Consider the following 21,801-nt stretch of genomic DNA (forward strand, 5'->3'; position numbering starts at 1 on the left):
AGAGGCCGGTAATTTACTACCGGCCTCTTCTTTTATTTAGCAATTACCTTAAACTCTGTCCGCCGGTTTTTGGCCCTGTTCTCCTCACTGTTGTTAGAAGCTACTGGTTGGGTTTTGCCGTAACCCTTATATACCAGTTTATCTGCACTAACGCCGTGGCTGGTTAAATAAGTATATACCGAATGTGCCCGGTTCTCTGATAATTTTTGATTCAGTAAATCGCTACCCACATTATCTGTATGGCCGGAAACCTCTATTCGTACTTTGGGATTAAGGCTCAAAAAGTCAGCAATCAACTGTAGCTCCGTTTTCGATTCGGGTTTTAGCGCGTAGCTATTGGTGTCAAAGAAAATATTCTTTAGCACTACTTTACCGCCAACCTCAATTGGGTTCATATTAACGGTAACATTGTAAGATTTAGTGGCATCGTGCCCCTTCAGCGAAAAGTTATCAGAATAAAATAGATAACCGCTTTTAGAAATATTCAGCAGGTAATTTTTTCCGCTGGTCAACGTTGCCAAAAAGTCGCCCTGAGCGGCCGAACTCAAATCTTTATATACCTGTTTATTTTGGTCTAAATCAATAATTTCTACCACTGCTTCAAGCGGCTTTTGAGTGCGACTATCGGTTACGCTTCCTTTTACATAAGTAACTGAATGGGGCCTCAGTTCAACCGGCAATTCAAAAGTATAGATATCATAACCGCCAAAGCCACCCAGGTTGTTGGAAGCAAAAAATGCATATTGCCCACCTGCAGTAAGGGTTAGCCCATTTTCATCGCCGCTTGAATTGATGGGGTAACCCAGATTTTTAGGTTTTCCCCACTTGCCATCCTTGCCTAAGCGGCTCACAAATAAGTCCTTACCCCCTAAGCCCGGCCAGCCATTGGAGCAAAAATAAAAAGTACTGTCATCGGGATGAATAAAAGGTGATTGCTCGTCTAAAGCTGTATTAATATTAGGACCTAAATTTTCAGGTTCGCCCCAGCCCCGGTCTGTAACAGTTGATTTCCAGATGTCGTAACCACCATATCCGCCTTTGCGGTTACTTACAAAATAAAGCGTACGTCCATCGGCACTTATAGATGGCTGAGACTCCCAGCCAGGGGAATTGATGGGCGTAGTCAAATCAAAGGGCTTGCTCCAGTCATCGCCATTGCGCTTAGACACATATATATCACAACGCCCTAATCCATCAGGCCGGTTACAACCGGTAAAAAACAGGTACTTGCCATCCTGTGAAATGGATTGAGCCCCTTCGTTGAAATCGGGCGTATTGATCTGCCTGCTCAAATTGGTAGCGGTAGTCCATTTGCTGCTTTGCTTGGCACTTTTATAAAAATCTTCGTTATTGCTTACTTTACGTGTAAAAATCAGTGTAGCTTCATCGGCTGTAGACACCGGGAGGTACTCATCGTGTTGTGTATTGATCTCTGCACCTAAATTAATGGGTTTAAAAGGTACCGGATGCTGTATAGCATCTAAACTATACTCACAATCGGCCAAAAGCTTGCGGGCATAATAGTTATCCTGCGAAGTAATATTAGGATAGGTGATATACTTTTCCAGATGCGTTTTAGCCTGACCATATTGCCCTGATGAAATTTCCATTTCTCCAAGTTTCAGATAAACTGCTCTGCTAAACTCAGGTTTTAACGTAATCACTTGCTGATACTCCTGCCTGGCTGCCGTATACTGCTGTTGCATGCGGTACACATCTCCCAACTGGGCATGAGCCTCTACAAAATTAGGATCGGCCTCGATAGCTTGTTTCAATAAATTAGCGGCCTCATCAAATTGGTGAAGGCTAATATTGTCACCCGCACGGGCATAGTATTTAATGGCAGTGCTGTTGGTGGTTGTATATTGCCGGGGCTGTGCTATGGCACAACAGGTACAACACAACAAAACAAATTGAAGTAATAGTCGCTTCATACCTTAGGTTTAAATCAGTAAGCTAAAGTTACTGATTTTAAGGAATATTCATATACTTATGCGTCTGTAACGAGACTTCCCATTTAGGATTGTTCATTACATAATCTACAATCAGTGGTGTAATTTCTTTTACCTTAGACCATTCGGGTTGCAAATACAGCTTACATTGGGGGCCTACTAAAGCGGCATGCTGCTCGGCCCATAAAAAATCTGATTTGTTAAACACAATAACTTTTAACTCATTCGCTTTCTGCGCTACATCAGTTAATGGTGCCTTAAACTTCTTAGGCGATAAACAAACCCAGTCCCAATGGCCGGACAGGGGATAAGCGCCAGATGTTTCAATAAAGGTTTGAATACCTTGCTGATGTAATTGGCCGGTTAAATACTCAAGGTTGTACATCAGGGGCTCACCTCCCGTAATTACAACTGCTTTTGCCGGATGCTGTGCAGCATGCTGTATAATTGTGTCGGCCGGGATAAGCGGATGTATCTCTGCATCCCAGCTTTCCTTTACATCGCACCAGTGGCAACCTACATCGCAGCCGGCCAGGCGTATAAAATAAGCTGCTTTACCGGTATTGTATCCTTCGCCTTGTATTGTATAGAATTCTTCCATCAACGGCAGCTGAGTGCCGTCTTCGGGGATAATATGTGCCATAACTTAATTTGCAAAGATACATAATACAGGCAGAGCAATATTTTGAAAAACAACTTGCTTTCATTATTATTTTGTATTATTACATAATAACCAGATAGCCTATGCGCAAACTTTACTTCTCATTGGTAATCATATTGATTACAGTGCTCAATTTCTCATGTGTTGATGTAGTGGAGCATTACGATTTTAAAGCCGACGGCACCTGCAAAGTGGTATATGATTTTGATATGAGCAAAGCCGTATCGGTGCTTATGAACCTGATGTCGGACTCAGTTGCCGCCACCCCTGAATTTTCGATGCGGAAAGATACCATGCTCAACTTTTACAGTGCCTTGCCCGATAGTTTACAGCAGCACATGAGCGCAGATGAAGTAAAGCTGGCAAAAGGCAGTAACCTGGCTATTAAAATGGACTTAAAGCAAAGCCTCATGAAGGCAAGCATTGTGCACGAAGCTAAAGATGTAGCCGAGCTGGAGTACTATTTGCAGCACATGTCGAACATTGCCAGCAACAGCCAGCTCACAAAGGCCGTGAAAGGTGGGCAGGAGAACGGCAAATTTAACCTGCAGCAACTCATTACCGGACAAGATTACTATGTATATCAGGTAACGCCTCACCGTTTTTACCGGATTATTGATATTGCTAAATTTCAAAAGTTCTTAAAGAAGACGCAGTCCACCTTAGCGATGGCCAAAGCCATGCTGATTGATATGCCCTATAAAGTAGTGCTTAACTTTGCAAAGCCGGTAAAAAAGATAAACAATTCCAAAGCCATGGTATCGGCCAACCGTAAACAGGTGGTGTTAGAAACCAATATGGATGAAATTATTCGTAATCCATCTATTATGAATCTTAAGATCGATTTTGAATAAGCCTTATGCCTTGGTATGATGTTGGTGAAGCCAGCCAGTTTGAAAGTGATCACATTTTTGAGATAAGAGCTGGCAAATCAAATTTATGCCTTATTAAATGCGAGGAGCAATTGGTGGCTACGCAACTCAAATGTCCGCATGCGGGCGCTTGGCTTAGTAATGGATGGTGCAAAGATGGTAAACTGGTATGCCCTTTACACCGGTACAGTTATGATTTGCAAAGCGGACGAGGGAGTGCTGGTCAGGGTGATTATATTGAGGTTTATCCGGTTAAGGTTGAGAATGGACGGGTTTTTGTAAACGTAAATTCTTTTACCGATACACTTAAACAATTATTAGGTTATGGAACTCAAAGAAATTGAAGCCCTTACTGCACGCTTTTACAAAGCCATTAGTTTTACGCATAACCATGTACCCAGTTTAGCTAACCTGCAATCCATGTTTTATGGTAGCGGTATACTGATTAATAACAGTTTTGCTACACCCATTGGGTATACTGTAGAAAGTTATTTGAATTATATTGAAGCCCAGGTTGCGGGAGCTGATATGAAGCAGTTGTTGCAACGCGAGGTAAGCGGACAAACTGAAGTGTTTGGAAAGGTCGCCCAGCGTATCAGTGTATATGAATATACTTTAGCAGAAATTATTCCGGCACAAATGCCACGAGGCGTTAACTATATACAATACATCCAAACAGATGCCGGTTGGCGCATAGTAAGCATGAGTTGGTGTGACGAGAACGAAAACCACCTGGTGCCTGATCGATATATTACGCCTAACACCAATAGTTTAGAAAGCGAGTACATGGACTCCTGAAAAATATAAAAGGGAAAGCTGATTGCTTTCCCTTTTATATTTTAATTATTGATAGACCTCTTTATTAGCAGAAGCTAAAGTGTTTTTTAACAAGCCGATAATCGTCATTAAGCCAACACCGCCCGGTACAGGGGTAATATAGGAGCATTTAGGTGCCACGTTTTCGAAATCAACATCACCATACAATTTATAACCCGATTTGGTTACGGTGCTGCTTTCGCGGTTCATGCCTACATCAATAATGACGGCACCTTCTTTTACCATATCAGCAGTGACAAAATTTTTCTTGCCGATGGCTACAATTAAAATATCAGCATCTAAAGTAAACTTCTTGATATCAGGTGTGCGGCTGTGGCATATGGTTACGGTACAGTTACCAGGTTGTGCGTTTCGCGCCATCAGTATACTCATGGGGGAGCCTACAATATTACTGCGGCCAACCACCACACAATGTTTCCCTGATGTTTCAACTCCATACTCCTGCAACATTAATGTAATGCCATAAGGGGTAGCCGGAATAAACGAGGGCAACCCACGCTGCATACGGCCCAAATTGATAGGATGAAAGCCGTCCACATCTTTACGCGGGTCTATTTTTTCAGTTACCTTTTCAGGGTCAATATGCTTAGGCAAAGGTAGTTGTACAATGATGCCGTCAATGTCCTCATCGGCGTTCAGCTCGGCTACTTTTGATAGCAATTCATCTTCTGTTACGGTGTCTTCATAGCGCACTAAGGTAGATTTAAAACCTACCTTTTCGCAGTTGCGCATTTTGCTGGCCACATAAGTTTCGCTGCCACCATCATGCCCAACCAATACCGCTACCAAATGCGGTTTGCGGCCGGTACGTGATAAGAGTTCTGCTGCCTGTTCGGCAATTTCTCCTTTTAATTTTTCTGAAACGTATTTTCCGTCGAGTAGTTGCATATTGCCCCCTAACCCCCTAAAGGGGGAATTGAAGTTTATTTGTTATAAATTGCTATATAAAAACTAAGCCCTCTCACTTAGTTCCCCTTTAGGGGGCGGAGGGGGCTTTTAATCTAATTTCAACACTGCCATAAACGCCGATTGCGGGATTTCTACGTTACCCACCTGGCGCATGCGCTTTTTACCTTTTTTCTGTTTCTCCAGCAGCTTACGCTTACGTGAGATATCACCGCCATAACACTTGGCGGTTACATCTTTACGTAAAGCCCGCACGTTTTCGCGTGCAATTACTTTGGCACCGATAGAAGCCTGAATTGCAATTTCAAACTGTTGGCGTGGTAAAAGCTCTTTCAGCTTTTCACATATCTTCTTACCAAAATCGTAAGAGTTGCTGCGGTGAATTAATGATGATAAAGCATCCACCGGTTCACCATTCAGCTTAATATCTAAACGTACCAGATCTGATTGGCGGTAACCTATTTGAGTATAGTCGAACGAGGCATAACCTTTGGAAATCGTTTTCAACTTATCATAAAAATCGAATACAATTTCGCCCATCGGCATCTCAAAAATGAGTTCCACGCGGTCGGCTGTCAAATACGACTGGTTAACAATAGTTCCACGCTTTTGGATACATAATGACATAACCGGGCCCACAAACTCAGCTTTGGTAATAATGTTAGCCTTAATGTAAGGCTCCTCTACATATTCCATTTTGCTGGGGTCTGGCAAGTCGGACGGGTTATTTACAATCAGCTCTTCCAGCTTTGTGGTATAGGCAATGTAAGATACGTTGGGAACGGTGGTAATTACCGTCATGTCAAACTCGCGCTCCAAGCGCTCCTGGATAATTTCCATGTGCAGCATGCCCAGGAAACCGCATCGGAAACCAAAGCCCAAAGCAGCGGATGATTCCGGCTCGAAAACCAATGAAGCATCGTTTAGTTGCAGTTTAGCCATAGACTCACGTAGCTCTTCATAGTCTTCAGTATCAACCGGATAGATACCGGCAAATACCATAGGCTTCACTTCTTCAAACCCCTGAATACCTTCGGCTGCAGGGCGCTCAACTAAAGTGATGGTATCACCAACTTTTACTTCTTTTGCTTCTTTTATGCCAGAGATGATGTAACCTACGTCGCCTGTTTTAATTACATCTTTAGGCAGCTGGTTAAGTTTTAAAGTGCCTACCTCATCGGCAAAATACTCTTTGCCGGTAGCCATAAACTTCACTTTGGTATTTTTCCTGATCTCGCCGTTTACCACCTTGAAGTAAGCAATAATACCACGAAAAGAGTTGAATACCGAGTCAAATATCAAAGCCTGCAATGGCGCTTCAGGATCGCCCACGGGTGCAGGTACACGCTCGATTATAGCACGCAATATATCGTTTACACCCATGCCGGTTTTACCGGAGGCGGCTAATATTTCTTCGCGTTTACAACCAATCAAATCTACAATCTGGTCCTTTACTTCCTCGGGCATAGCGCCGGGCAAGTCCATTTTGTTCAGCACAGGTATAATTTCCAGGTCGTTTTCCAGCGCCAGGTACAGGTTGGATATAGTTTGGGCCTGTATACCTTGCGAGGCATCAACAATCAATAATGCGCCCTCGCAGGCAGCTATTGAACGTGATACTTCGTAAGAGAAGTCAACGTGGCCGGGGGTGTCAATCAGGTTGAGTACATAATCCTGCCCGTCCAGTTTATAATTCATCTGGATGGCATGACTTTTAATGGTGATACCGCGCTCGCGTTCCAGGTCCATATCATCTAATAACTGGGCCTGTGCTTCGCGCTGGGTAATGGTATTGGTGTATTCAAGCAACCGGTCGGCAAGGGTACTTTTACCGTGGTCAATATGTGCTATGATACAAAAATTACGGATGTGCTTCATTTATACTGCAAAAATAACTTTTTAGGCGGATAATTGTGTATCACATCTTTGAATAAGCTAATTATACTATGCACATCAGTCATCAACTCATTCAATATTTACAAGAAAGTTTAAGTGTCACTTTAAATGTTGAAATTGAGATTAGGAAAGTAACGCAGGTAAATGGCGGAAGTATTAACCATGTTTACCAGTTACATACCTCACATTACAGCTTTTTGCTAAAATTAAACAGCAAGTATACTTACCCTAAGATGTTTGAACTGGAAGCTGCGGGATTACAGGCAATAAGCGATACAGGAACTATAAAAACTCCTGAAATAGTGCTTTGCAACAGTTACGAAAACCAAAGCTTTCTGCTACTCGAATGGATAGAAACAATAACACCAAGCTCCCGCAGTTCTGCTTTATTGGGTGAACAGCTGGCTGCCATGCACAAAAGCAGCAATGCATATTTCGGGTTTATGCATGATAATTATATGGGCTCATTGCCACAATCCAATACGCGGCGTAGCACTTGGGCCGACTTCTTTATTGTTGAACGCCTGCAACCTATGGTGCGTTTAGCGTTAAATAAAAATCTATTGTCTCCTGCTGATGCGGATGACTTCGAGCGGTTATATAAACAAGTACCGCAGCTTTTTGATGAAGAAGCCCCTTCTTTACTGCACGGCGATCTATGGAGCGGAAATTATATTATTGATGTTGAAGGTAAACCTTATTTAATCGACCCGGCTGTAAGCTATGGACACCGGGAGTTCGATATGGCCATGACCACCTTATTTGGTGGTTTTGAAAAGGATTTTTATCAAACTTATAACGAGAGTTACCCCTTAGCTACAGGGTGGCAGCAACGGGTGGATTTATGGAATCTTTATACCTTGCTATTGCACTTAAACCTGTTTGGTAAGAGCTATCTGAACCGGGTAAAATCTGCTTTACAGCAATATCTATAACTTACAATTCTTCCAACACTACCGGCGTACCGCTTAATTTAAGCGCTACCTGGTTTTTACTGGCGGTAAGTATTGTTTTAACCGCTGCATCTCCTCCGGCGTTTAACCGATATAATGCTACTTGCCTGTGGTTTAAAGTTTTAAAATTGTAGTTGATTTGATGTGCATCATCGGTATTGGTGATGACATACAACGTTTTGTTGCCTTGCCGGTAAATATCTATTAAAGGTTGTTGGTTAACTGTTTTCTCATAGCGGTAATTACCCATCAGTTTGCGCAATTGTAAAATGTAATCTGCCGCCGGTCTGAGTTTGGTTTCTTCGCTCAAGCCCGAGGTGGCAAAGCGTGCTTCGCTATTGGGTGTGTCATCAAATAACTGATAAAAAAACAGCCTGTTAATGCCATACCGTGCATACAACAGCGCCGTACGTACAATCCAATCAGCCTGAATCATTAATGCAGGTTTGCTTGGTGTAGCCGCTGCGCGCTGAATGCTTTTTTGATTAATATCGTAACCGGCCTCTGTAATCCATACCGGTGGTTTGTTAGTTAAACTATTTGCATAATTTACAAACTGGTTAGCCAGCTGCGCCGCCTGAGATGTTTCGGGTGAAATGCCTGTAGTTCCGAGTTCGTGCGTACTTAAATTATCATTTGCTGAATAGAAATGATAATTAACTACGTCAAAACACAAATCAACCTGCCCATTAGGTTTGTACCCGCGATGCTTTTTACACCATTCCACCATGGCTTTCAGGTAATCTAAGTTAGGGTCAGCCAAGCCGGCCATTACCACCTGCATCGATGGATCGGCGTTTTTAACACCTGCATTTTTACCCAAACGGCCCTGGTCGCCATCATAAAAGGCAGAGAGGTTAGCGGCATATTCTTCGGCGGTTTGGTGCGCTTTGTCACCTTTCCACCACTTGTCGCGCTCATTATCGCATTCCATATAATGCACGGTGTTCAAGCCGATTTTGATTTCATTAACCGCATCACCATTCCAGCGGCGGGTGGTATCAACTTTCACCAGTGCCCGGTTCACCTTTGTATTTGCACCATACCGTGCTGCAAACCGGAAAGCCATTTTAGCTTGCTGCAGGTAAGAAGCCGGCAGCGAGCGGTTGGCACCATAAGGAGCCGGCACATTCTCATTATCGCGCTGATCAGTAGGGTAGGTGTCTACCAGCCATTGCGGACAGGTCTTGATACAAGCCAGCACCAACATCCCTTCTTTTTTACAACGCTCATACATGGCATCATAATTCCAGCTGCCATTGCGCGAAGGGTTGAATGTATAATGATCTCGCTCCGGCTCCAGGTGCATCCAATCCAAATAATGCCGAACGCCCGTGAATGATTTAGCTAAAGCCATTTTAGGCTCATATATTTTATCTGCATCGGCAGGGTGTGCCGGGTCTTGCAGAAAGTTCCACTCGTAGGCATTAATGCCAAACATATTGTTGAGTTGAACCGTAGCAGGCCGGGTGGCTAAACTGCTGGGCTGGCTATAGCAGCTTTGCACTATTGTAATTAACAATGCTAAGAATATCACCGGTGGTTTCAATAGCAAGCAAGCACTGTTGGAGATTCGCATAATCACAAATATGACGAAACCCATTGGCAGCGGCAATTAAAAGGTATTATAATCCAAATCGCTCAAATCTTTTACCGAACCAAAGCCAATAACGTCTTTAACTACATTACTATCGGTTAACTCTACAGCGCGCACCAATTTATCGGCACCAAACTTATCTTTGATGGCATGCATGGTTTTTAAAGCAGTTTGGCGCTGCTCCATGTCTTCAAACAAGTTGAACAGTGCATCGCCGTTGTTTACAAAGTTGGTAACGGCCACACGCAAACCGGTTACTTGGTGATTAAATACCGGTGCGCTGGCGGTTACTTCTTCAAACTTCTCAATCCGTATGCGTATCATCCGCATCAAGCTGATGGCATCCTGTACAGGAGTAGTAATGGTGAAGGCATCATCCCAGCGGCTTCCATCTTCATAGTTAGCTGTAAAAGCTATGGCCTTACAGTAAAATTTGTGTCTCACCATTCGTTTTTCCAGGGTGAGGCACAAGGTCATAAACAGTTGTTCTAAATACTGCATGCTTTTCCGCTTCTCGCCCGAGATTTGGCGCATAGCCTGCATGCCCCGGTATTCGTGCGCTACAATATTGGTTTCAATAAAATTGAGGCGGCAGTGCCAATAATGCCCTTCAATACTTTTAAATACAGCTTTAAGGCGTTGCGCCGGGGTGTAGCGCATTTGCAGCGGCGTCATAATACCGGCGCGCTCAAGGCGATAAGCCATGTTGCGGCCAATACCGGGCAAATCGCCCAACTTTAGCGGGTGCAGTACTTCATCAATGTTTTGGGGAGTGATGAGCAGTAAGCCACCTTTCTTTTTTCCTAAGTCTGAGCCCAGTTTGGCCAAAAATGCATTGGGGGCAATGCCCACTGAGCAAGTGAGCCAATCGCCTACATTTCTTAAAATATCTTCTTTTATTTGCCTGGCCAACTCTACCGGGTGCTCATGCAGCCGCTCGTAGCCATTCAAATTTACAATAGCCTCGTCAATGCTTTTGGGTACTACATCTTTGCTATAGCCTTGCAGCACATGTATAATTTTTTTGTGAAATTCCCGGTAACGTGCCGGATTGCTTTCCAGCGGAATAAGATCAGGGCAAGTTTTAATGGCCTCATTGAGCCGCATACCGGCTTTTACGCCACGCTCTTTGGCTTCAGTTGATAGGGAGATAACACAGCCAAACTTACCTGTATACACACAAACCCCGACCGGCCGGTTGCGCAGCCAGTAATTTACCTGCTGCTCGCAACGGGCAAAAAAGCTGTTCATATCCACAAACAGCACTCTGGGTTCAGTTTTAGGTTGTAATGAATTTTGATTCATAAACAAAAATTGCTAATATTTTTAGCAATAACAACCCTTGATCCAGAATGTTGAAAAGTAATTTAAGCAGCTACACAAATACTCAAAAACGATAAGAGGCGGAAATGGTTAATTTCTGCCTCTTATAAATTTAGTTTCAGCAACTTTCATTCGCCTCTTTTCAAGCCAAATTTTTCAATCTTACTATATAAGTGACTGCGTTGAATATCGATGTCGTCTGCCGTTTTTGATACATTCCAGTTGTTTTTCTCCAACTTGAATTTGATATACTCACGTTCTGCGTAATCTTTATACTCCTGGAAGTTTTTGAATTGATCAAAATCTGTCTGCGGGGCCGCAGCTGCGCTTGCCGCAACAGCAGTTACCGGTGCCGATGGATTGGCGAATGCTTTTACATCAGTATCGGTGATTACCTTATCGCTCAAAATGATTAAACGCTCAATCATATTGCGCAACTCACGGATGTTACCCGTCCACGGCAAAGCTTTCAATGCTTCTAAAGCCGGCTCGCTGATGCGCTTGGTAGGCATACCGTACTCATTACAAATTTCCTCCAAAAAGCTTTGCGTTAACAGGGGTATATCATCGCGGCGCTCAGCCAGCGGAGGTACGTGAATTAAAATTACACTTAAACGGTGGTACAAGTCCATCCGGAAATTACCATCCTCAATTTCTTTTAATAAATCTTTATTGGTTGCCGCAACAACACGTACATCTACCTCAATTTCTTTTTCGCCGCCTACACGGGTAATGCGGCTTTCTTGCAGAGCACGAAGTACTTTAGCCTGGGCAGAATGGCTCATATCGCCAATCTCATCCAAAAACAAAGTACCACCACTGGCCGACTCGAATTTACCAATGCGTTGTTTAACTGCCGAAGTAAATGAGCCCTTTTCGTGACCAAACAATTCACTCTCAATCAGCTCTGATGGAATGGCCGCACAGTTAACTTCAATTAAAGGAGCATTGGCACGGTTTGATTTTTCGTGCAACCAGCGGGCTACCAATTCTTTACCACTACCATTGGCGCCGGTTACCAGTACCCGAGCCTCAGTAGGGGCTACGCGGTCTATGGTTTCTTTAATTTTCATGATGCCTTGTGAGTTACCCAAAATTGGGCGTACTTTAGACACCTTGCGTTTCAGCGTTTTGGCTTCTACCACCAACGAGCCACGGTCGAGCGCGTTGCGAACGGTAATGAGCAGGCGGTTTAGGTCAGGCGGTTTCGAGATAAAGTCGAAAGCTCCTTTTTTACTGGCTTCTACGGCAGTTTCTACCGTACCATGGCCAGAAATCATGATGAATGGCAGATCGGGTTTAATGGCTAAACCTTCGGTCAGCACTTCCATGCCGTCCATCCGGTTCATTTTGATATCACAAAGCACCAAATCATAGTCGTTTTTTTGAATCATGGTTAACCCATCAATTCCGTTGTCAACGTCTTCTACCTGATAATCTTCGTATTCCAGTATTTCGCGTAAAGTATTGCGGATGGCCCGCTCGTCGTCAATAATTAAAATTTTTGCCATTGTTGGTTGTTCAGTAGGTAGTAATGGAAACGCCGCTAATATAGGTAAATGTATAGAAAATGCAACACTTATTTTTTGAGATGAACGATGGTTAGTAGGAGAAAAGACAAAGAATGGAAGGTTGAAGAAAATTGAATTAAAGAGCAAGGAGACTTATATCTTATCGTCTTTTTTACTTTCTGCAACAGTCTTTCATCCCAACAAAAAACCCTCCCTGCATGAAGCAGAAAGGGTTGATATCAGCAGCAAAAGTGTAAGCCGGGTTCTGTTCTGCAGGCCGGGGCCCACAGCTTCTATCATTCATCTGGATACTGTTGTTACCAACAGCCTTTAGCAACCTACCCATTCTGACAACGGCAGCCGAAGCCACCAATAGGGAACGAGCCGTTCCGCGTTCAGAACCTATTTGGTTTTTCAACTCCTGAGGTTTACCGCAATTGCAGTTACCTGCAAAGGCCGTGGGCTCTTACCCCGCGTTTTCACCCTTACCTGCCCAAAGGCCGGCGGTTTATTTTCTGTGGCACTTGCTGTCGCCCGCTGACGAGGCGCCTTCCCGTTAGGAAGCAGGATGCTCTGTGTTGCCCGGACTTTCCTCCACCTGTATTGCAAGGCAGCGATAGAACGTTTTGCTTGGCAAAGGTACACAAATTATAGAGGATAACGCCTGTTTACTGACAGGCCGCTAAATCGTGGTTTACCTGCCCGGTGGTATAAGTACCCAATTTGTTGCCGAAAGAATTGGTGATATAAGTAATTACTTCCGCAATCTCAACCGGTGCCAACCCCGAAGGTGGCATTTTTTGGTAATAAGATTTTTTATTGATCAGCAGTGGTTGCTGCATGCCATTATTGATGATACAGGTAAGACTGCTCTTATTGCTTTTGATGTAAGCCGCATCTGTAAGCGGCGGAATCAAGGTGCCTAAACCTTCGCCGTTAGCGGCATGGCAGTTTTGGCAATGGCTTTGGTAAACCACTTTACCCGAAGTATAATACCGCTTAAATTCCAGTTCCTGTTCGCTCTGGCAGGAGCAAGCTATTGCCATTACGAAAGCGAACAGAAGGCCGGGTATCAGGAATTTCATTGGGCAATGGTTTGTTCCGGTTCCTGCTGTAAGGTTTTAATGTCGGCAATCAGTTTATCTACGTCATCGGGATTGGTGCCATTGTATACACTGCCCCTGATGCGCTTTTGCTTATCTATTAATATAAAATAACCGTCGTGCGTGTAGCCTCCGTTTTCGCCTTTGGTTTCGGCTACGCCCATCAGGTAGCTTTTGGCTAACTGGTAAGTTTCATCCTTGGTACCCTGTAACAACCACCAGGTATTACCACTAATACCCAAACCGTCGGCATATTTTTTTAATACGGCTACACTATCATGCTTGGGGTCAATGCTGTAGGAAATAATTTTGAAATTGCCATCCTTTTTAAATGCATTGTACACCTTCAGCATATTGCGGTGCATTACCGGGCATATAGAAGGGCAGGAGGTAAAGAAGAAATCAGCTACATAAATATCGCCATCCAATGATTTATTGGTAATGCTATCGCCGTACTGGTTTACAAACTTAAAGGCCGGTATAGTGGCATAGGCAGTGTCAGTAACCGTTTTACCGTCAACAGTTTTGGTTACGGGCGTGCGATTACCTAATACAGGAAGCTTTTGCTGGTTGGTTTGCTTTAAGTTACAGGCGGTTTGCAGCGCCATAGCTGCTAAAGCAAAGGCAAATATTCGTTTCATTATTTATATTTGGTAATAAACTGGGCTGCTTTGTCGTTAGCCGCTTGCAACTGGCCTTCCACTTTCGAGAGCTGCTTTTTTTGCTCGTTCAGGTATTGCTCAATTTCCTGATCAGATTTTCCCTTGTATTCCGGGTTGAAGTTATGCATCCACTCTTCCATGGTACTATCAGCAGCCATTAAATCAGATTTTACAAACGCGCCTTCCTGGTTTAAAGCCGGGTTCTGTTTCAGCATAGTGTCCAGCTTCATTTTTTGGGTTTGCGCCTTATCCTCACCAGACATGGCTTTATCATGCATCTTTATGATATCATCCAATAAAGCTTTTTGTTTAGCTTTTGGATCGGAACAGGAACTCAGGGCAAGCATTACTAATGCCGCTGCGATAAATGATTGTTTCATTACCTTAATTAAGTACAATGCAAACTTACAACAAGCAGGCTGTGATTACAAACCAACCCACCTATTAAAGTTCCCTGACGTAAAGGATATAGTCAGTAACGGGTAATTTTTCCAATCCATCTGCTTTAAGTTGCTGGCCGATCTGCGCCCGGTGATGCGTACCATGGTTAATAACATGACCTAATATATCCTGCAGTTGGTTGGAGAACATTTCTCCTTTAGAATTTTGGTAAGTGATGATGCTTTCAAAATCTTCTTCTTTCAGACCGGAAAGGTAGTTGAGCCATTGCATATGGTAATCATCAATCATGCTCTTCAGATCATCACTCTGCCCACCAGACCATAGTTCGCTGGTAGAAGAAGGTAAGCCCTGGCAGCGTTTTAGCCATATTTGTTGTGCTGCCAACAGGTGTGCCATCAGTCGTACTGCTTGTGCTGGTTTGTACCCGGCAAAGATGCTTTGCAGTAAGAGTTGGTTGGCGTATTTATCATAATTAAATAAGCGGATAAAATACTGTTTCATAGTTTTGCTTTGTTAAGCAAGTTAGTAAAACTCATCTTTTGCCATGACTATTAAGCAAGCTGATGTTCTTCTTTATATTTTGAAAAGCGTTATTGGCACCGCCATCGGCTATTACATCTATAGTGCCTACCCGGGGGTAGGTGCCTGGTGTTTGATATCTATTGTGCTGGTCTTAACGCCCGACCGTAAAGATGGTACTCAGTTAGCCATCAATCGCATTAAAGCCAATTTAATAGGTGCGGCCATAGGGCTGATATTGTTTTTCATTCATCCGATGAATTTACTGATGATGAGTATTGGCGTGGCACTGGCCATTATAATTTGCGAGCTATTGAAACTGCAGGCAGTTACCCGGTCGGCCGCGGTAGCAGTACTGATTATATTGGTGCACGAAAAAGGCAAATACTTTTGGGATGTTGCGCTTGAGCGTGCCGCCGGGGTAGTAGGCGGCTGCCTTATTGCCATACTGCTCACTTTAATTTTTCATGCTTTTGTAGATAAGGCCAAGCAAATACATCACGAAAACTTTACCGAATAAAAAATGCCTGCAAGTTTTGCAGGCATTTTTTATATGATGTGGCTTTAAGCAGTGACTACTTCAGCAACTCTGCCTTGGTGGCATCCAGAATTTTGAATGATTCTGCTGAGTTAGCGGCTTCAGCATATACACGCAATACCGGCTCAGTACCTGAAGGGCGTATCATTACCCATGATTCGTTTTCGAAGAAGAATTTGAAACCATCTAAATCTTCGGTTTTTACGATTCTAAAGTCGCCGAAACCGTTGTACTCACCCGATTTGCAGGCCGAAATAATTTGCTGTTTCTTCTCTTCGGTTACGTGCAAATCATAACGCTCAACAGCAAACGAACCTACTACGCTGTAAATTTCCTGAACCAAATCAGTTAAACTACGGCCGGTTTTCGCCATAAACTCCCAAATTACCAAGCCAATCCAGATACCGTCGCGCTCTGGGATATGACCCGCAACTGCTATACCGCCCGATTCTTCGCCACCCACCAGGAATGGATTGCCAGAATTCACAATTAAATCGCAAATGTATTTGAAACCGATTTTGGTAACGGTGTTATTAATGCCATAGGCATCACACAATTTCTGAATTTTGCTGGTACAAGAGAAAGTAGAGTAAACTTCGCCTTTCTCGCCTTTCACTTTATACATGTAGTGAATTAATAACAACAAAATATGGTGCGAGTCTACGAAGTTACCGTCCTGGTCATATAAGCCAATACGGTCGGCATCGCCATCAGTTACCAAACCCGAAGCAATCTCGCCTTCTGAAGCTTTAATCAGCTCTTCAAATGGTTGCAGGTTACGCTGGATAGGCTCGGGAGCCTGGCCACCAAAGCCCTCGTTATGATCGCAATGCATGAAGGTAATATCCGGGAACAGGCGCTGCATTACATTTTGGCCGGCACCATACATGGCATCATAAGCCCAGCTCATGCCGCTGTTGCGAATGGCATCAAGGTCGAACTTTGCCTCAATGTCTTCCACATACATATCTTCCAGATTGACGAATTCTACCAAACCATCTTTTTGATATTCGGCTACAGTTTTCAAATTTCCGTTAAAGGTTTCCGGAATCAGCGATTCTACTTTTTCAATAGTATCAGGCGTAGCCGGGCCACCATAGCTGGCTTTAATTTTATACCCGTTATATGCCGGAGGATTATGGCTTGCAGTGATGATGATACCTGCAGAGGCACCTTTACGCACAGTACCCAATGATATCATGGGGGTAGATACAAAAGTATTTTCGGCACGATATACTTTAACACCATGTGATGCCAATACGGTGGTAGTTACATCAGCAAATAAAGGTCCGCCGAAGCGGGGATCAGCACCTACAACGGCTGAAGGGTTATCAAAACTTTCTTTTAACCAAAGGGCAGTACCTTCGGCTACGCGTTTTACATTATCAACGGTAAAGTCGTCAGCTATAATAGCTCTCCAGCCATCGGTACCAAATTTAATTTTAGTCATGGTAGAATATAGTATGTTTAAAATCTTAATTTTAGGGCCTAAAAATTGGTTCGAAGTTAATAAGTTATCTCACAATTGCAATTAAGGTGTTGATAAATATCAATAGCTTAATATTTAATCAACTATATGTTAATCAGCGGCGTGCATATTATCGCTTCAGGCAATTTTCTCGCGCCAAACGTTTGTTATGTGGATTTTAACACGGTTGAGTAATTAATGTTTTAAAACCATTTGTCGAGATCAATTAAAAACATCTTTAGCAATAAGTATCATTAACATTCTGTATATCCACTTTCATGTTCAGCGAGCAAACCCTAAAAAAATTCGAAAATACCGAGACTCCATTTTACTATTATGATTTAAACCTGCTGCGCCAAACGCTGCAAGCGTGTAAGCAAGCAGCCGATCGTTATAACTATCACGTGCACTATGCGCTAAAAGCCAACTTTAATCCGGCCGTTTTAGAGGCCGTACAAGCTACAGGCTTTGGTGCCGATTGTGTAAGCGGTAATGAAGTTAAAGCAGCTATTGCTCATCAATTTACTGCCAGCAAAATAGTGTTTGCAGGTGTAGGTAAAAGCGATAAAGAAATTAATGCGGCATTGGATGCTGACATTTTTTGCTTCAACGTAGAATCGGTACAAGAACTTGTAGTGATTAATGATTTAGCTATAGCAAAAAATAAAACAGCGAAAGTGGCCATACGTATTAACCCGAATGTAGATGCGCATACCCACCGTTTTATTACTACAGGGTTGGACGAAAACAAATTTGGCATTAACACCTGGCAGCTAGATGATGTGGTGTTTACATTAGGCAATAGTACCAACTTACAATTTATTGGTATTCACTTTCACATTGGCTCACAAATTACCGAGCTGGATGTGTTTAAGGATTTGTGTGTAAAAGCGAATGAGTTGAGCGAATGGTTTGAACAGCGCGGATTGAATGTACAGGTGCTGAATGTAGGTGGCGGTTTAGGTATTGATTACCGCACGCATGAGGCACAGCCTGTAGCAGATTTTGACAATTATTTCCGCATTTTTAATGAAAACCTTATTGTAAAAGAGGGGCAGGAAGTACATTTTGAGTTAGGCAGGTCGCTGGTCGCTCATTCTGCCAGCCTGATTGCGCGGGTGCTGTATGTAAAAAATGGTATCAACAAAAACTTCCTGGTGCTGGATGCCGGTATGACGGAATTGATTCGCCCAATGCTATATCAAGCGTATCATCAGATTGAAAATTTAAGCAAGACAGTTGATGAAGGGAAGAAAATGGTAGGTTATGATGTAGTTGGCCCTATATGCGAGAGCACCGACTGTTTTCAAACCGACGTGCAACTGCCCGAATCGCAGCGCGGCGATTTGCTGGCCATCCGTACGGCCGGCGCTTATGGCGAAGTGATGGCGTCGGGCTATAACCTGCGCGACCGTGTGCAAAGTATCTATTCTGATGCGGAATGATACTTAACAAAAACATTATAGCTGGGTAATGATAACTTGATATGGTGCAGCTAATTTGGTATCAGTTAAATGATAATCATATGAAAGCTGCATCATTTTTGTTTAATATCATCAGAGGTATTCGCGAGCGTCTATTCATCAGTAACATCAAATCTTCGTTTATTCACTAATTTAAATCTTAACTTTTATTAGTTGATTTTAATTAGTCAATTTGAGCCGGTACAATTAATGGCCTATTATTAATGGAAGAAAACCGGCTGAACAGACAATTATTTGGCGATGATTTTGCGTGGGGTGTTTCGGCTGCTGCTTTTCAAACAGAAGGGGCATGGGACACCGACGGCAAAGGGCCGTCAATTTGGGATGCCTTTACCCACAAAAAGGGCAACGTAAAAAACAAGCAGAACGCCGATGTGGCCTGCGATTTTTATAACCGCTACCGGCAGGATATTGACCTCATTAAGCAGATGGGTATCCCCAATTTCCGTTTCTCCTTAAGCTGGTCACGCATTATTCCTCAAGGAACCGGGGCTATTAATAAATCCGGAGTTGATTTCTACAACCGGGTAATCAATTATTGTTTGGAGCAGGGTATTGAACCTTGGGTAACCATTTATCACTGGGATTTACCCTTAGCCCTTGAGTTAAAAGGCGGCTGGACTAACCGCGATATCATCAGCTGGTTTACAGAATATACGGCTGTTTGTGCTCATGCCTTCGGCGACAGGGTAAAGCATTGGATGGTAATGAATGAGCCGGCCGTATTTACCGGTGCGGGCTACTTTTTAGGCATACATGCGCCCGGCAAACGTGGCCTGCGTAACTTTTTGCCGGCAGTACACCATGCGGTTTTATGCATGAGCGCAGGAGCCAAACAATTACGTTCGCAATTGCCAAGTGCCAATATTGGAACCACTTTCTCTTGCTCGCATATTGAGCCCTACCGGCAAACAAAAAATGATGCAGAAGCTGCCAGCCGCGCTGATGCCCTGATCAACCGCCTGTTTATTGAACCTGTTTTAGGTTTGGGCTATCCGGTTAAAGAATTGCGGGTGCTAAAGCAATTGGACAAATACATTTTACCGGGCGACGAAGAACTGATGCCGTTTGAGTTTGATTTTATCGGCCTGCAGAATTACACACGCGAACTGGTAAAATATTCTTTTTTTGCCCCTTACATTGGTGCCAGCCTGGTTAAAGCGCAAAGCCGGAAAGTAGAGACTACGGAGATGGGCTGGGAGGTATATCCGCCAGCTATTTATTATATACTTAAAAAGTATGACCAGTACCCGCAGATCAAAAAAATGCTGATTACGGAAAATGGTGCAGCATTTAAAGATAATCTGATAAATGGGGAAGTAGATGACTTAAAGCGAACCGAATACTTAAAAAACAACATCGTCCAAGTGCTTAAAGCGCGCCAGGAGGGATGCAAGGTAGAAGGCTATTTCGTATGGACACTTACCGATAATTTTGAATGGGCCGAAGGCTATAACCCACGTTTTGGGCTCATTCACATCAATTTTGAAACCCAGCAACGTATCATCAAAAATTCGGGCCACTGGTATGGGAGGTTTTTAAAAGGTTGATGGTTTATAATTCATGGTATGTATATCTTTTCAACCATGAGCTATAAACCATCAACTATAAATTTCTCTAATACCTCATGAAAGCAGCAATAATGCTCTCTTTAGGCATGTGTTCTCTATCTAAAATGCTTACGCTGCCGCCATTCAGATACGTATTAATAGCAGCTCGATCAATCAAACATTCATCATCGTCCTGCTTTTCAGCATGGATTTCCAGTTTGCTGTCATCCTCGTTAAACTTACCCCAAATGTGTTCGTTTTCACAAATAAACAAGTCAGACACCTGCGCATAATAACTGGCCGGTATCACTTTTTCGGGCATAGATGACGTTAAAGGTGTGGCAATCTGGTTGTAGTAATTCTCCAGCGCTTTCCTGGTGCGTTGTTTGAAATATGGAGCCAATATTTCGCGGGCTTTCTCAAACAATACATTTTGGTTCTCATGCTCCTGGTTGCCGGTAATGCCTTCTTCGGCGATGTAATTGTATTTGGAAACGCTTTTGTAAATCGGAATCAAATACTCAACGCCGGCCAATACCAAAGGCACATGTTTATCATGCAGCACTTCGGTAAACAGCGTTTTGTCTACCTCTTGAAAATAGAGTGCAATATTAGTCTTATCTTCCAGCTGGCCCTCGCCATGGCCATGGAAATTAGCACCGCCGTTGCCACCTTTTCCGCCCTGACGGAATAGTTGCTGGTCTTCTTTCTCTTCAAAGTGAACTACGTCTTCCATACCGTTGGGCAAGCCCTCTACCTCCAGCTTTTGAATGCCAAATGCGTTGCCCTGATAAAATTTAGCATCGTGCTTACTTACTACCAGCAAGTAAAATTCCTCGTTGCTGGTAACTGACGGCAGTAAAGGGCTTACAAAGAAAGTATGATTAATCAACAATTCGTTTTTTACATTAAATGGCAGTTGCACCACTTTAAAATAGTCTTTGGCAATAAATACAGCCAAACCACTTTGCTGGTTATTCCAAAATAACTCATTTTTATACAGGTCGAAGCCCGGCTCAAGCAGTTGGTTTACACTTGTTACATCAAGCCCTTGCTTTTGCAGTTGGGCAGTTGCATCTTGCAGTGCATTTTTCAGTAGAATAGCATCCTGCTTTTCATTTACTTCAACACCAGAGCGGTGGGTAGGAATGTAAATTGAAACACAGCTTTCACCTTTAAAACCGGCTAACTCTTTTAATTCTTCTTTTGATATAATTTCCATAGGTAGTAGTTTATGAGTTGGCCTTATTAATTATTCTCTCCGTTTTCTGCACCCAGGTCTTCACCTTTATGCACATTACGGTTAGGGTGGCGCACATGCACATTGGCAGAAACCTCATCTGCGCCATCTTCAGTGTATTCGTCTGCAATCTTCTTTTCAGTTTCAGGGTCGGTTACAGCAAAAGCTTCTTTCAAGTTGTGTGTTTCTCTGCCGCTGCCGCTTGGCTTGCCTTTTGGTGGAACATATCCGCCGTTTTGATCTTTTCCCATAACAAATGATTTTATCTGATTGTACAATTATTCAAGTTACCATACGCCTGATATAAAGGGTATAGTACCTGAAACA

The 21,801-nt window shown here is 43.2% G+C and carries 21 protein-coding genes and 1 other RNA gene; 7 read left to right on the forward strand and 15 right to left on the reverse strand.

Annotated elements, in window-relative coordinates:
- Window positions 1–32 precede the first annotated feature (32 nt).
- Window positions 33–1,934, reverse strand: a complete 1,902-nt coding sequence (locus ACYVNW_RS04950) for an OmpA family protein (RefSeq protein WP_460678735.1) — start codon at window positions 1,932–1,934, stop codon at window positions 33–35.
- A gap of 37 nt (window positions 1,935–1,971) precedes the next feature.
- A complete protein-coding gene (locus ACYVNW_RS04955) occupies window positions 1,972–2,595 on the reverse strand; it encodes a 7-carboxy-7-deazaguanine synthase QueE (protein WP_460678736.1) in 624 nt (207 codons plus the stop codon).
- Window positions 2,596–2,696: 101 nt separating this feature from the next.
- Here ACYVNW_RS04955 and ACYVNW_RS04960 point away from each other — a divergent pair, with 101 nt between their 5' ends.
- From ACYVNW_RS04960 to ACYVNW_RS04970, 3 genes are read left to right on the forward strand one after another with little or no spacing between them, the layout of a single operon-like run.
- Window positions 2,697–3,467: a hypothetical protein gene (locus ACYVNW_RS04960; protein WP_460678737.1), complete on the forward strand. Its 771-nt coding sequence runs from the start codon at window positions 2,697–2,699 to the stop codon at window positions 3,465–3,467.
- Window positions 3,468–3,472: 5 nt separating this feature from the next.
- Entirely contained in the window at window positions 3,473–3,829 is a 357-nt protein-coding gene (locus ACYVNW_RS04965) for a Rieske (2Fe-2S) protein (protein ID WP_460678738.1), read from the forward strand.
- A complete protein-coding gene (locus tag ACYVNW_RS04970) occupies window positions 3,810–4,283 on the forward strand; it encodes a hypothetical protein (protein WP_460678739.1) in 474 nt (157 codons plus the stop codon). Before ACYVNW_RS04965 ends, ACYVNW_RS04970 begins: the two co-directional genes overlap by 20 nt.
- A gap of 45 nt (window positions 4,284–4,328) precedes the next feature.
- Here ACYVNW_RS04970 and ACYVNW_RS04975 read toward each other — a convergent pair whose 3' ends face one another.
- Both ACYVNW_RS04975 and lepA read right to left on the reverse strand, forming a co-directional pair.
- Window positions 4,329–5,210 carry a bifunctional 5,10-methylenetetrahydrofolate dehydrogenase/5,10-methenyltetrahydrofolate cyclohydrolase gene (locus tag ACYVNW_RS04975; RefSeq protein WP_460678740.1) on the reverse strand — a complete coding sequence of 294 codons (882 nt, stop codon included), beginning with the start codon at window positions 5,208–5,210 and terminating at the stop codon, window positions 4,329–4,331.
- Window positions 5,211–5,318: 108 nt separating this feature from the next.
- Window positions 5,319–7,106: a translation elongation factor 4 gene (gene lepA / locus ACYVNW_RS04980; protein ID WP_460678741.1), complete on the reverse strand. Its 1,788-nt coding sequence runs from the start codon at window positions 7,104–7,106 to the stop codon at window positions 5,319–5,321.
- Between the two features lie 68 nt (window positions 7,107–7,174).
- Between lepA and ACYVNW_RS04985 the strand changes: the two genes are divergently transcribed.
- Window positions 7,175–8,059 (forward strand): fructosamine kinase family protein, encoded by an 885-nt coding sequence (locus ACYVNW_RS04985; RefSeq protein ID WP_460678742.1) that lies wholly within the window; start codon window positions 7,175–7,177, stop codon window positions 8,057–8,059.
- A 1-nt stretch (window position 8,060) separates the two neighbouring features.
- On the opposite strand, the gene ACYVNW_RS04990 is transcribed toward ACYVNW_RS04985, so the two are convergent.
- From ACYVNW_RS04990 to ACYVNW_RS05025, 8 genes are all read right to left on the reverse strand, one after another.
- Complete coding sequence (locus ACYVNW_RS04990; protein WP_460678743.1) at window positions 8,061–9,599, reverse strand: hypothetical protein; 1,539 nt, start codon at window positions 9,597–9,599, stop codon at window positions 8,061–8,063.
- A 93-nt stretch (window positions 9,600–9,692) separates the two neighbouring features.
- A complete protein-coding gene (locus ACYVNW_RS04995) occupies window positions 9,693–10,979 on the reverse strand; it encodes a DNA polymerase Y family protein (protein WP_460678744.1) in 1,287 nt (428 codons plus the stop codon).
- A 146-nt stretch (window positions 10,980–11,125) separates the two neighbouring features.
- On the reverse strand, window positions 11,126–12,508 hold the full coding sequence (locus ACYVNW_RS05000; RefSeq protein WP_460678745.1) for a sigma-54-dependent transcriptional regulator: 1,383 nt from the start codon (window positions 12,506–12,508) through the stop codon (window positions 11,126–11,128).
- A 238-nt stretch (window positions 12,509–12,746) separates the two neighbouring features.
- Window positions 12,747–13,141, reverse strand: an RNA gene (gene rnpB, locus ACYVNW_RS05005) — RNase P RNA component class A.
- 35 nt (window positions 13,142–13,176) lie between these two features.
- Window positions 13,177–13,593, reverse strand: a complete 417-nt coding sequence (locus ACYVNW_RS05010; protein ID WP_460678746.1) for a c-type cytochrome — start codon at window positions 13,591–13,593, stop codon at window positions 13,177–13,179.
- Window positions 13,590–14,252: an SCO family protein gene (locus ACYVNW_RS05015; protein ID WP_460678747.1), complete on the reverse strand. Its 663-nt coding sequence runs from the start codon at window positions 14,250–14,252 to the stop codon at window positions 13,590–13,592. The genes ACYVNW_RS05010 and ACYVNW_RS05015 overlap by 4 nt, the downstream gene beginning before the upstream one ends.
- Window positions 14,252–14,653 (reverse strand): hypothetical protein, encoded by a 402-nt coding sequence (locus tag ACYVNW_RS05020; protein WP_460678748.1) that lies wholly within the window; start codon window positions 14,651–14,653, stop codon window positions 14,252–14,254. Before ACYVNW_RS05020 ends, ACYVNW_RS05015 begins: the two co-directional genes overlap by 1 nt.
- 64 nt (window positions 14,654–14,717) lie before the next feature.
- Entirely contained in the window at window positions 14,718–15,176 is a 459-nt protein-coding gene (locus tag ACYVNW_RS05025) for a DinB family protein (RefSeq protein WP_460678749.1), read from the reverse strand.
- A gap of 43 nt (window positions 15,177–15,219) precedes the next feature.
- Here ACYVNW_RS05025 and ACYVNW_RS05030 point away from each other — a divergent pair, with 43 nt between their 5' ends.
- Window positions 15,220–15,714 (forward strand): FUSC family protein, encoded by a 495-nt coding sequence (locus ACYVNW_RS05030; protein ID WP_460678750.1) that lies wholly within the window; start codon window positions 15,220–15,222, stop codon window positions 15,712–15,714.
- 55 nt (window positions 15,715–15,769) lie between these two features.
- Here ACYVNW_RS05030 and ACYVNW_RS05035 read toward each other — a convergent pair whose 3' ends face one another.
- Window positions 15,770–17,182 (reverse strand): phosphohexomutase domain-containing protein, encoded by a 1,413-nt coding sequence (locus ACYVNW_RS05035; RefSeq protein WP_460678751.1) that lies wholly within the window; start codon window positions 17,180–17,182, stop codon window positions 15,770–15,772.
- 296 nt (window positions 17,183–17,478) lie between these two features.
- Here ACYVNW_RS05035 and lysA point away from each other — a divergent pair, with 296 nt between their 5' ends.
- Together lysA and ACYVNW_RS05045 are read left to right on the forward strand one after the other, a co-directional pair.
- A complete protein-coding gene (gene lysA, locus ACYVNW_RS05040; protein ID WP_460678752.1) occupies window positions 17,479–18,645 on the forward strand; it encodes a diaminopimelate decarboxylase in 1,167 nt (388 codons plus the stop codon).
- Window positions 18,646–18,887: 242 nt separating this feature from the next.
- The gene (locus ACYVNW_RS05045; RefSeq protein ID WP_460678753.1) at window positions 18,888–20,234 is read left to right on the forward strand and encodes a GH1 family beta-glucosidase; all 1,347 of its coding nucleotides are present in this window, start codon (window positions 18,888–18,890) and stop codon (window positions 20,232–20,234) included.
- A 67-nt stretch (window positions 20,235–20,301) separates the two neighbouring features.
- On the opposite strand, the gene ACYVNW_RS05050 is transcribed toward ACYVNW_RS05045, so the two are convergent.
- On the reverse strand, window positions 20,302–21,456 hold the full coding sequence (locus ACYVNW_RS05050; RefSeq protein ID WP_460678754.1) for a baeRF7 domain-containing protein: 1,155 nt from the start codon (window positions 21,454–21,456) through the stop codon (window positions 20,302–20,304).
- Between the two features lie 26 nt (window positions 21,457–21,482).
- Entirely contained in the window at window positions 21,483–21,725 is a 243-nt protein-coding gene (locus ACYVNW_RS05055) for a hypothetical protein (RefSeq protein ID WP_460678755.1), read from the reverse strand.
- Between the last annotated feature and the right edge of the window lie 76 nt (window positions 21,726–21,801).

This window comes from Mucilaginibacter koreensis (assembly GCF_054783355.1).

Bases quoted from the DNA above. Each gene is read 5' to 3' on its own strand.
- ACYVNW_RS04950 (WP_460678735.1), bottom strand. From the start codon at position 1,934: ATGAAGCGACTATTACTTCAATTTGTTTTGTTGTGTTGTACCTGTTGT.
- ACYVNW_RS04955 (WP_460678736.1), bottom strand. From the start codon at position 2,595: ATGGCACATATTATCCCCGAAGACGGCACTCAGCTGCCGTTGATGGAA.
- ACYVNW_RS04960 (WP_460678737.1), top strand. From the start codon at position 2,697: ATGCGCAAACTTTACTTCTCATTGGTAATCATATTGATTACAGTGCTC.
- ACYVNW_RS04965 (WP_460678738.1), top strand. From the start codon at position 3,473: ATGCCTTGGTATGATGTTGGTGAAGCCAGCCAGTTTGAAAGTGATCAC.
- ACYVNW_RS04970 (WP_460678739.1), top strand. From the start codon at position 3,810: ATGGAACTCAAAGAAATTGAAGCCCTTACTGCACGCTTTTACAAAGCC.
- ACYVNW_RS04975 (WP_460678740.1), bottom strand. From the start codon at position 5,210: ATGCAACTACTCGACGGAAAATACGTTTCAGAAAAATTAAAAGGAGAA.
- lepA (WP_460678741.1), bottom strand. From the start codon at position 7,106: ATGAAGCACATCCGTAATTTTTGTATCATAGCACATATTGACCACGGT.
- ACYVNW_RS04985 (WP_460678742.1), top strand. From the start codon at position 7,175: ATGCACATCAGTCATCAACTCATTCAATATTTACAAGAAAGTTTAAGT.
- ACYVNW_RS04995 (WP_460678744.1), bottom strand. From the start codon at position 10,979: ATGAATCAAAATTCATTACAACCTAAAACTGAACCCAGAGTGCTGTTT.
- ACYVNW_RS05000 (WP_460678745.1), bottom strand. From the start codon at position 12,508: ATGGCAAAAATTTTAATTATTGACGACGAGCGGGCCATCCGCAATACT.
- ACYVNW_RS05010 (WP_460678746.1), bottom strand. From the start codon at position 13,593: ATGAAATTCCTGATACCCGGCCTTCTGTTCGCTTTCGTAATGGCAATA.
- ACYVNW_RS05015 (WP_460678747.1), bottom strand. From the start codon at position 14,252: ATGAAACGAATATTTGCCTTTGCTTTAGCAGCTATGGCGCTGCAAACC.
- ACYVNW_RS05020 (WP_460678748.1), bottom strand. From the start codon at position 14,653: ATGAAACAATCATTTATCGCAGCGGCATTAGTAATGCTTGCCCTGAGT.
- ACYVNW_RS05025 (WP_460678749.1), bottom strand. From the start codon at position 15,176: ATGAAACAGTATTTTATCCGCTTATTTAATTATGATAAATACGCCAAC.
- ACYVNW_RS05030 (WP_460678750.1), top strand. From the start codon at position 15,220: ATGACTATTAAGCAAGCTGATGTTCTTCTTTATATTTTGAAAAGCGTT.
- ACYVNW_RS05035 (WP_460678751.1), bottom strand. From the start codon at position 17,182: ATGACTAAAATTAAATTTGGTACCGATGGCTGGAGAGCTATTATAGCT.
- lysA (WP_460678752.1), top strand. From the start codon at position 17,479: ATGTTCAGCGAGCAAACCCTAAAAAAATTCGAAAATACCGAGACTCCA.
- ACYVNW_RS05045 (WP_460678753.1), top strand. From the start codon at position 18,888: ATGGAAGAAAACCGGCTGAACAGACAATTATTTGGCGATGATTTTGCG.
- ACYVNW_RS05050 (WP_460678754.1), bottom strand. From the start codon at position 21,456: ATGGAAATTATATCAAAAGAAGAATTAAAAGAGTTAGCCGGTTTTAAA.
- ACYVNW_RS05055 (WP_460678755.1), bottom strand. From the start codon at position 21,725: ATGGGAAAAGATCAAAACGGCGGATATGTTCCACCAAAAGGCAAGCCA.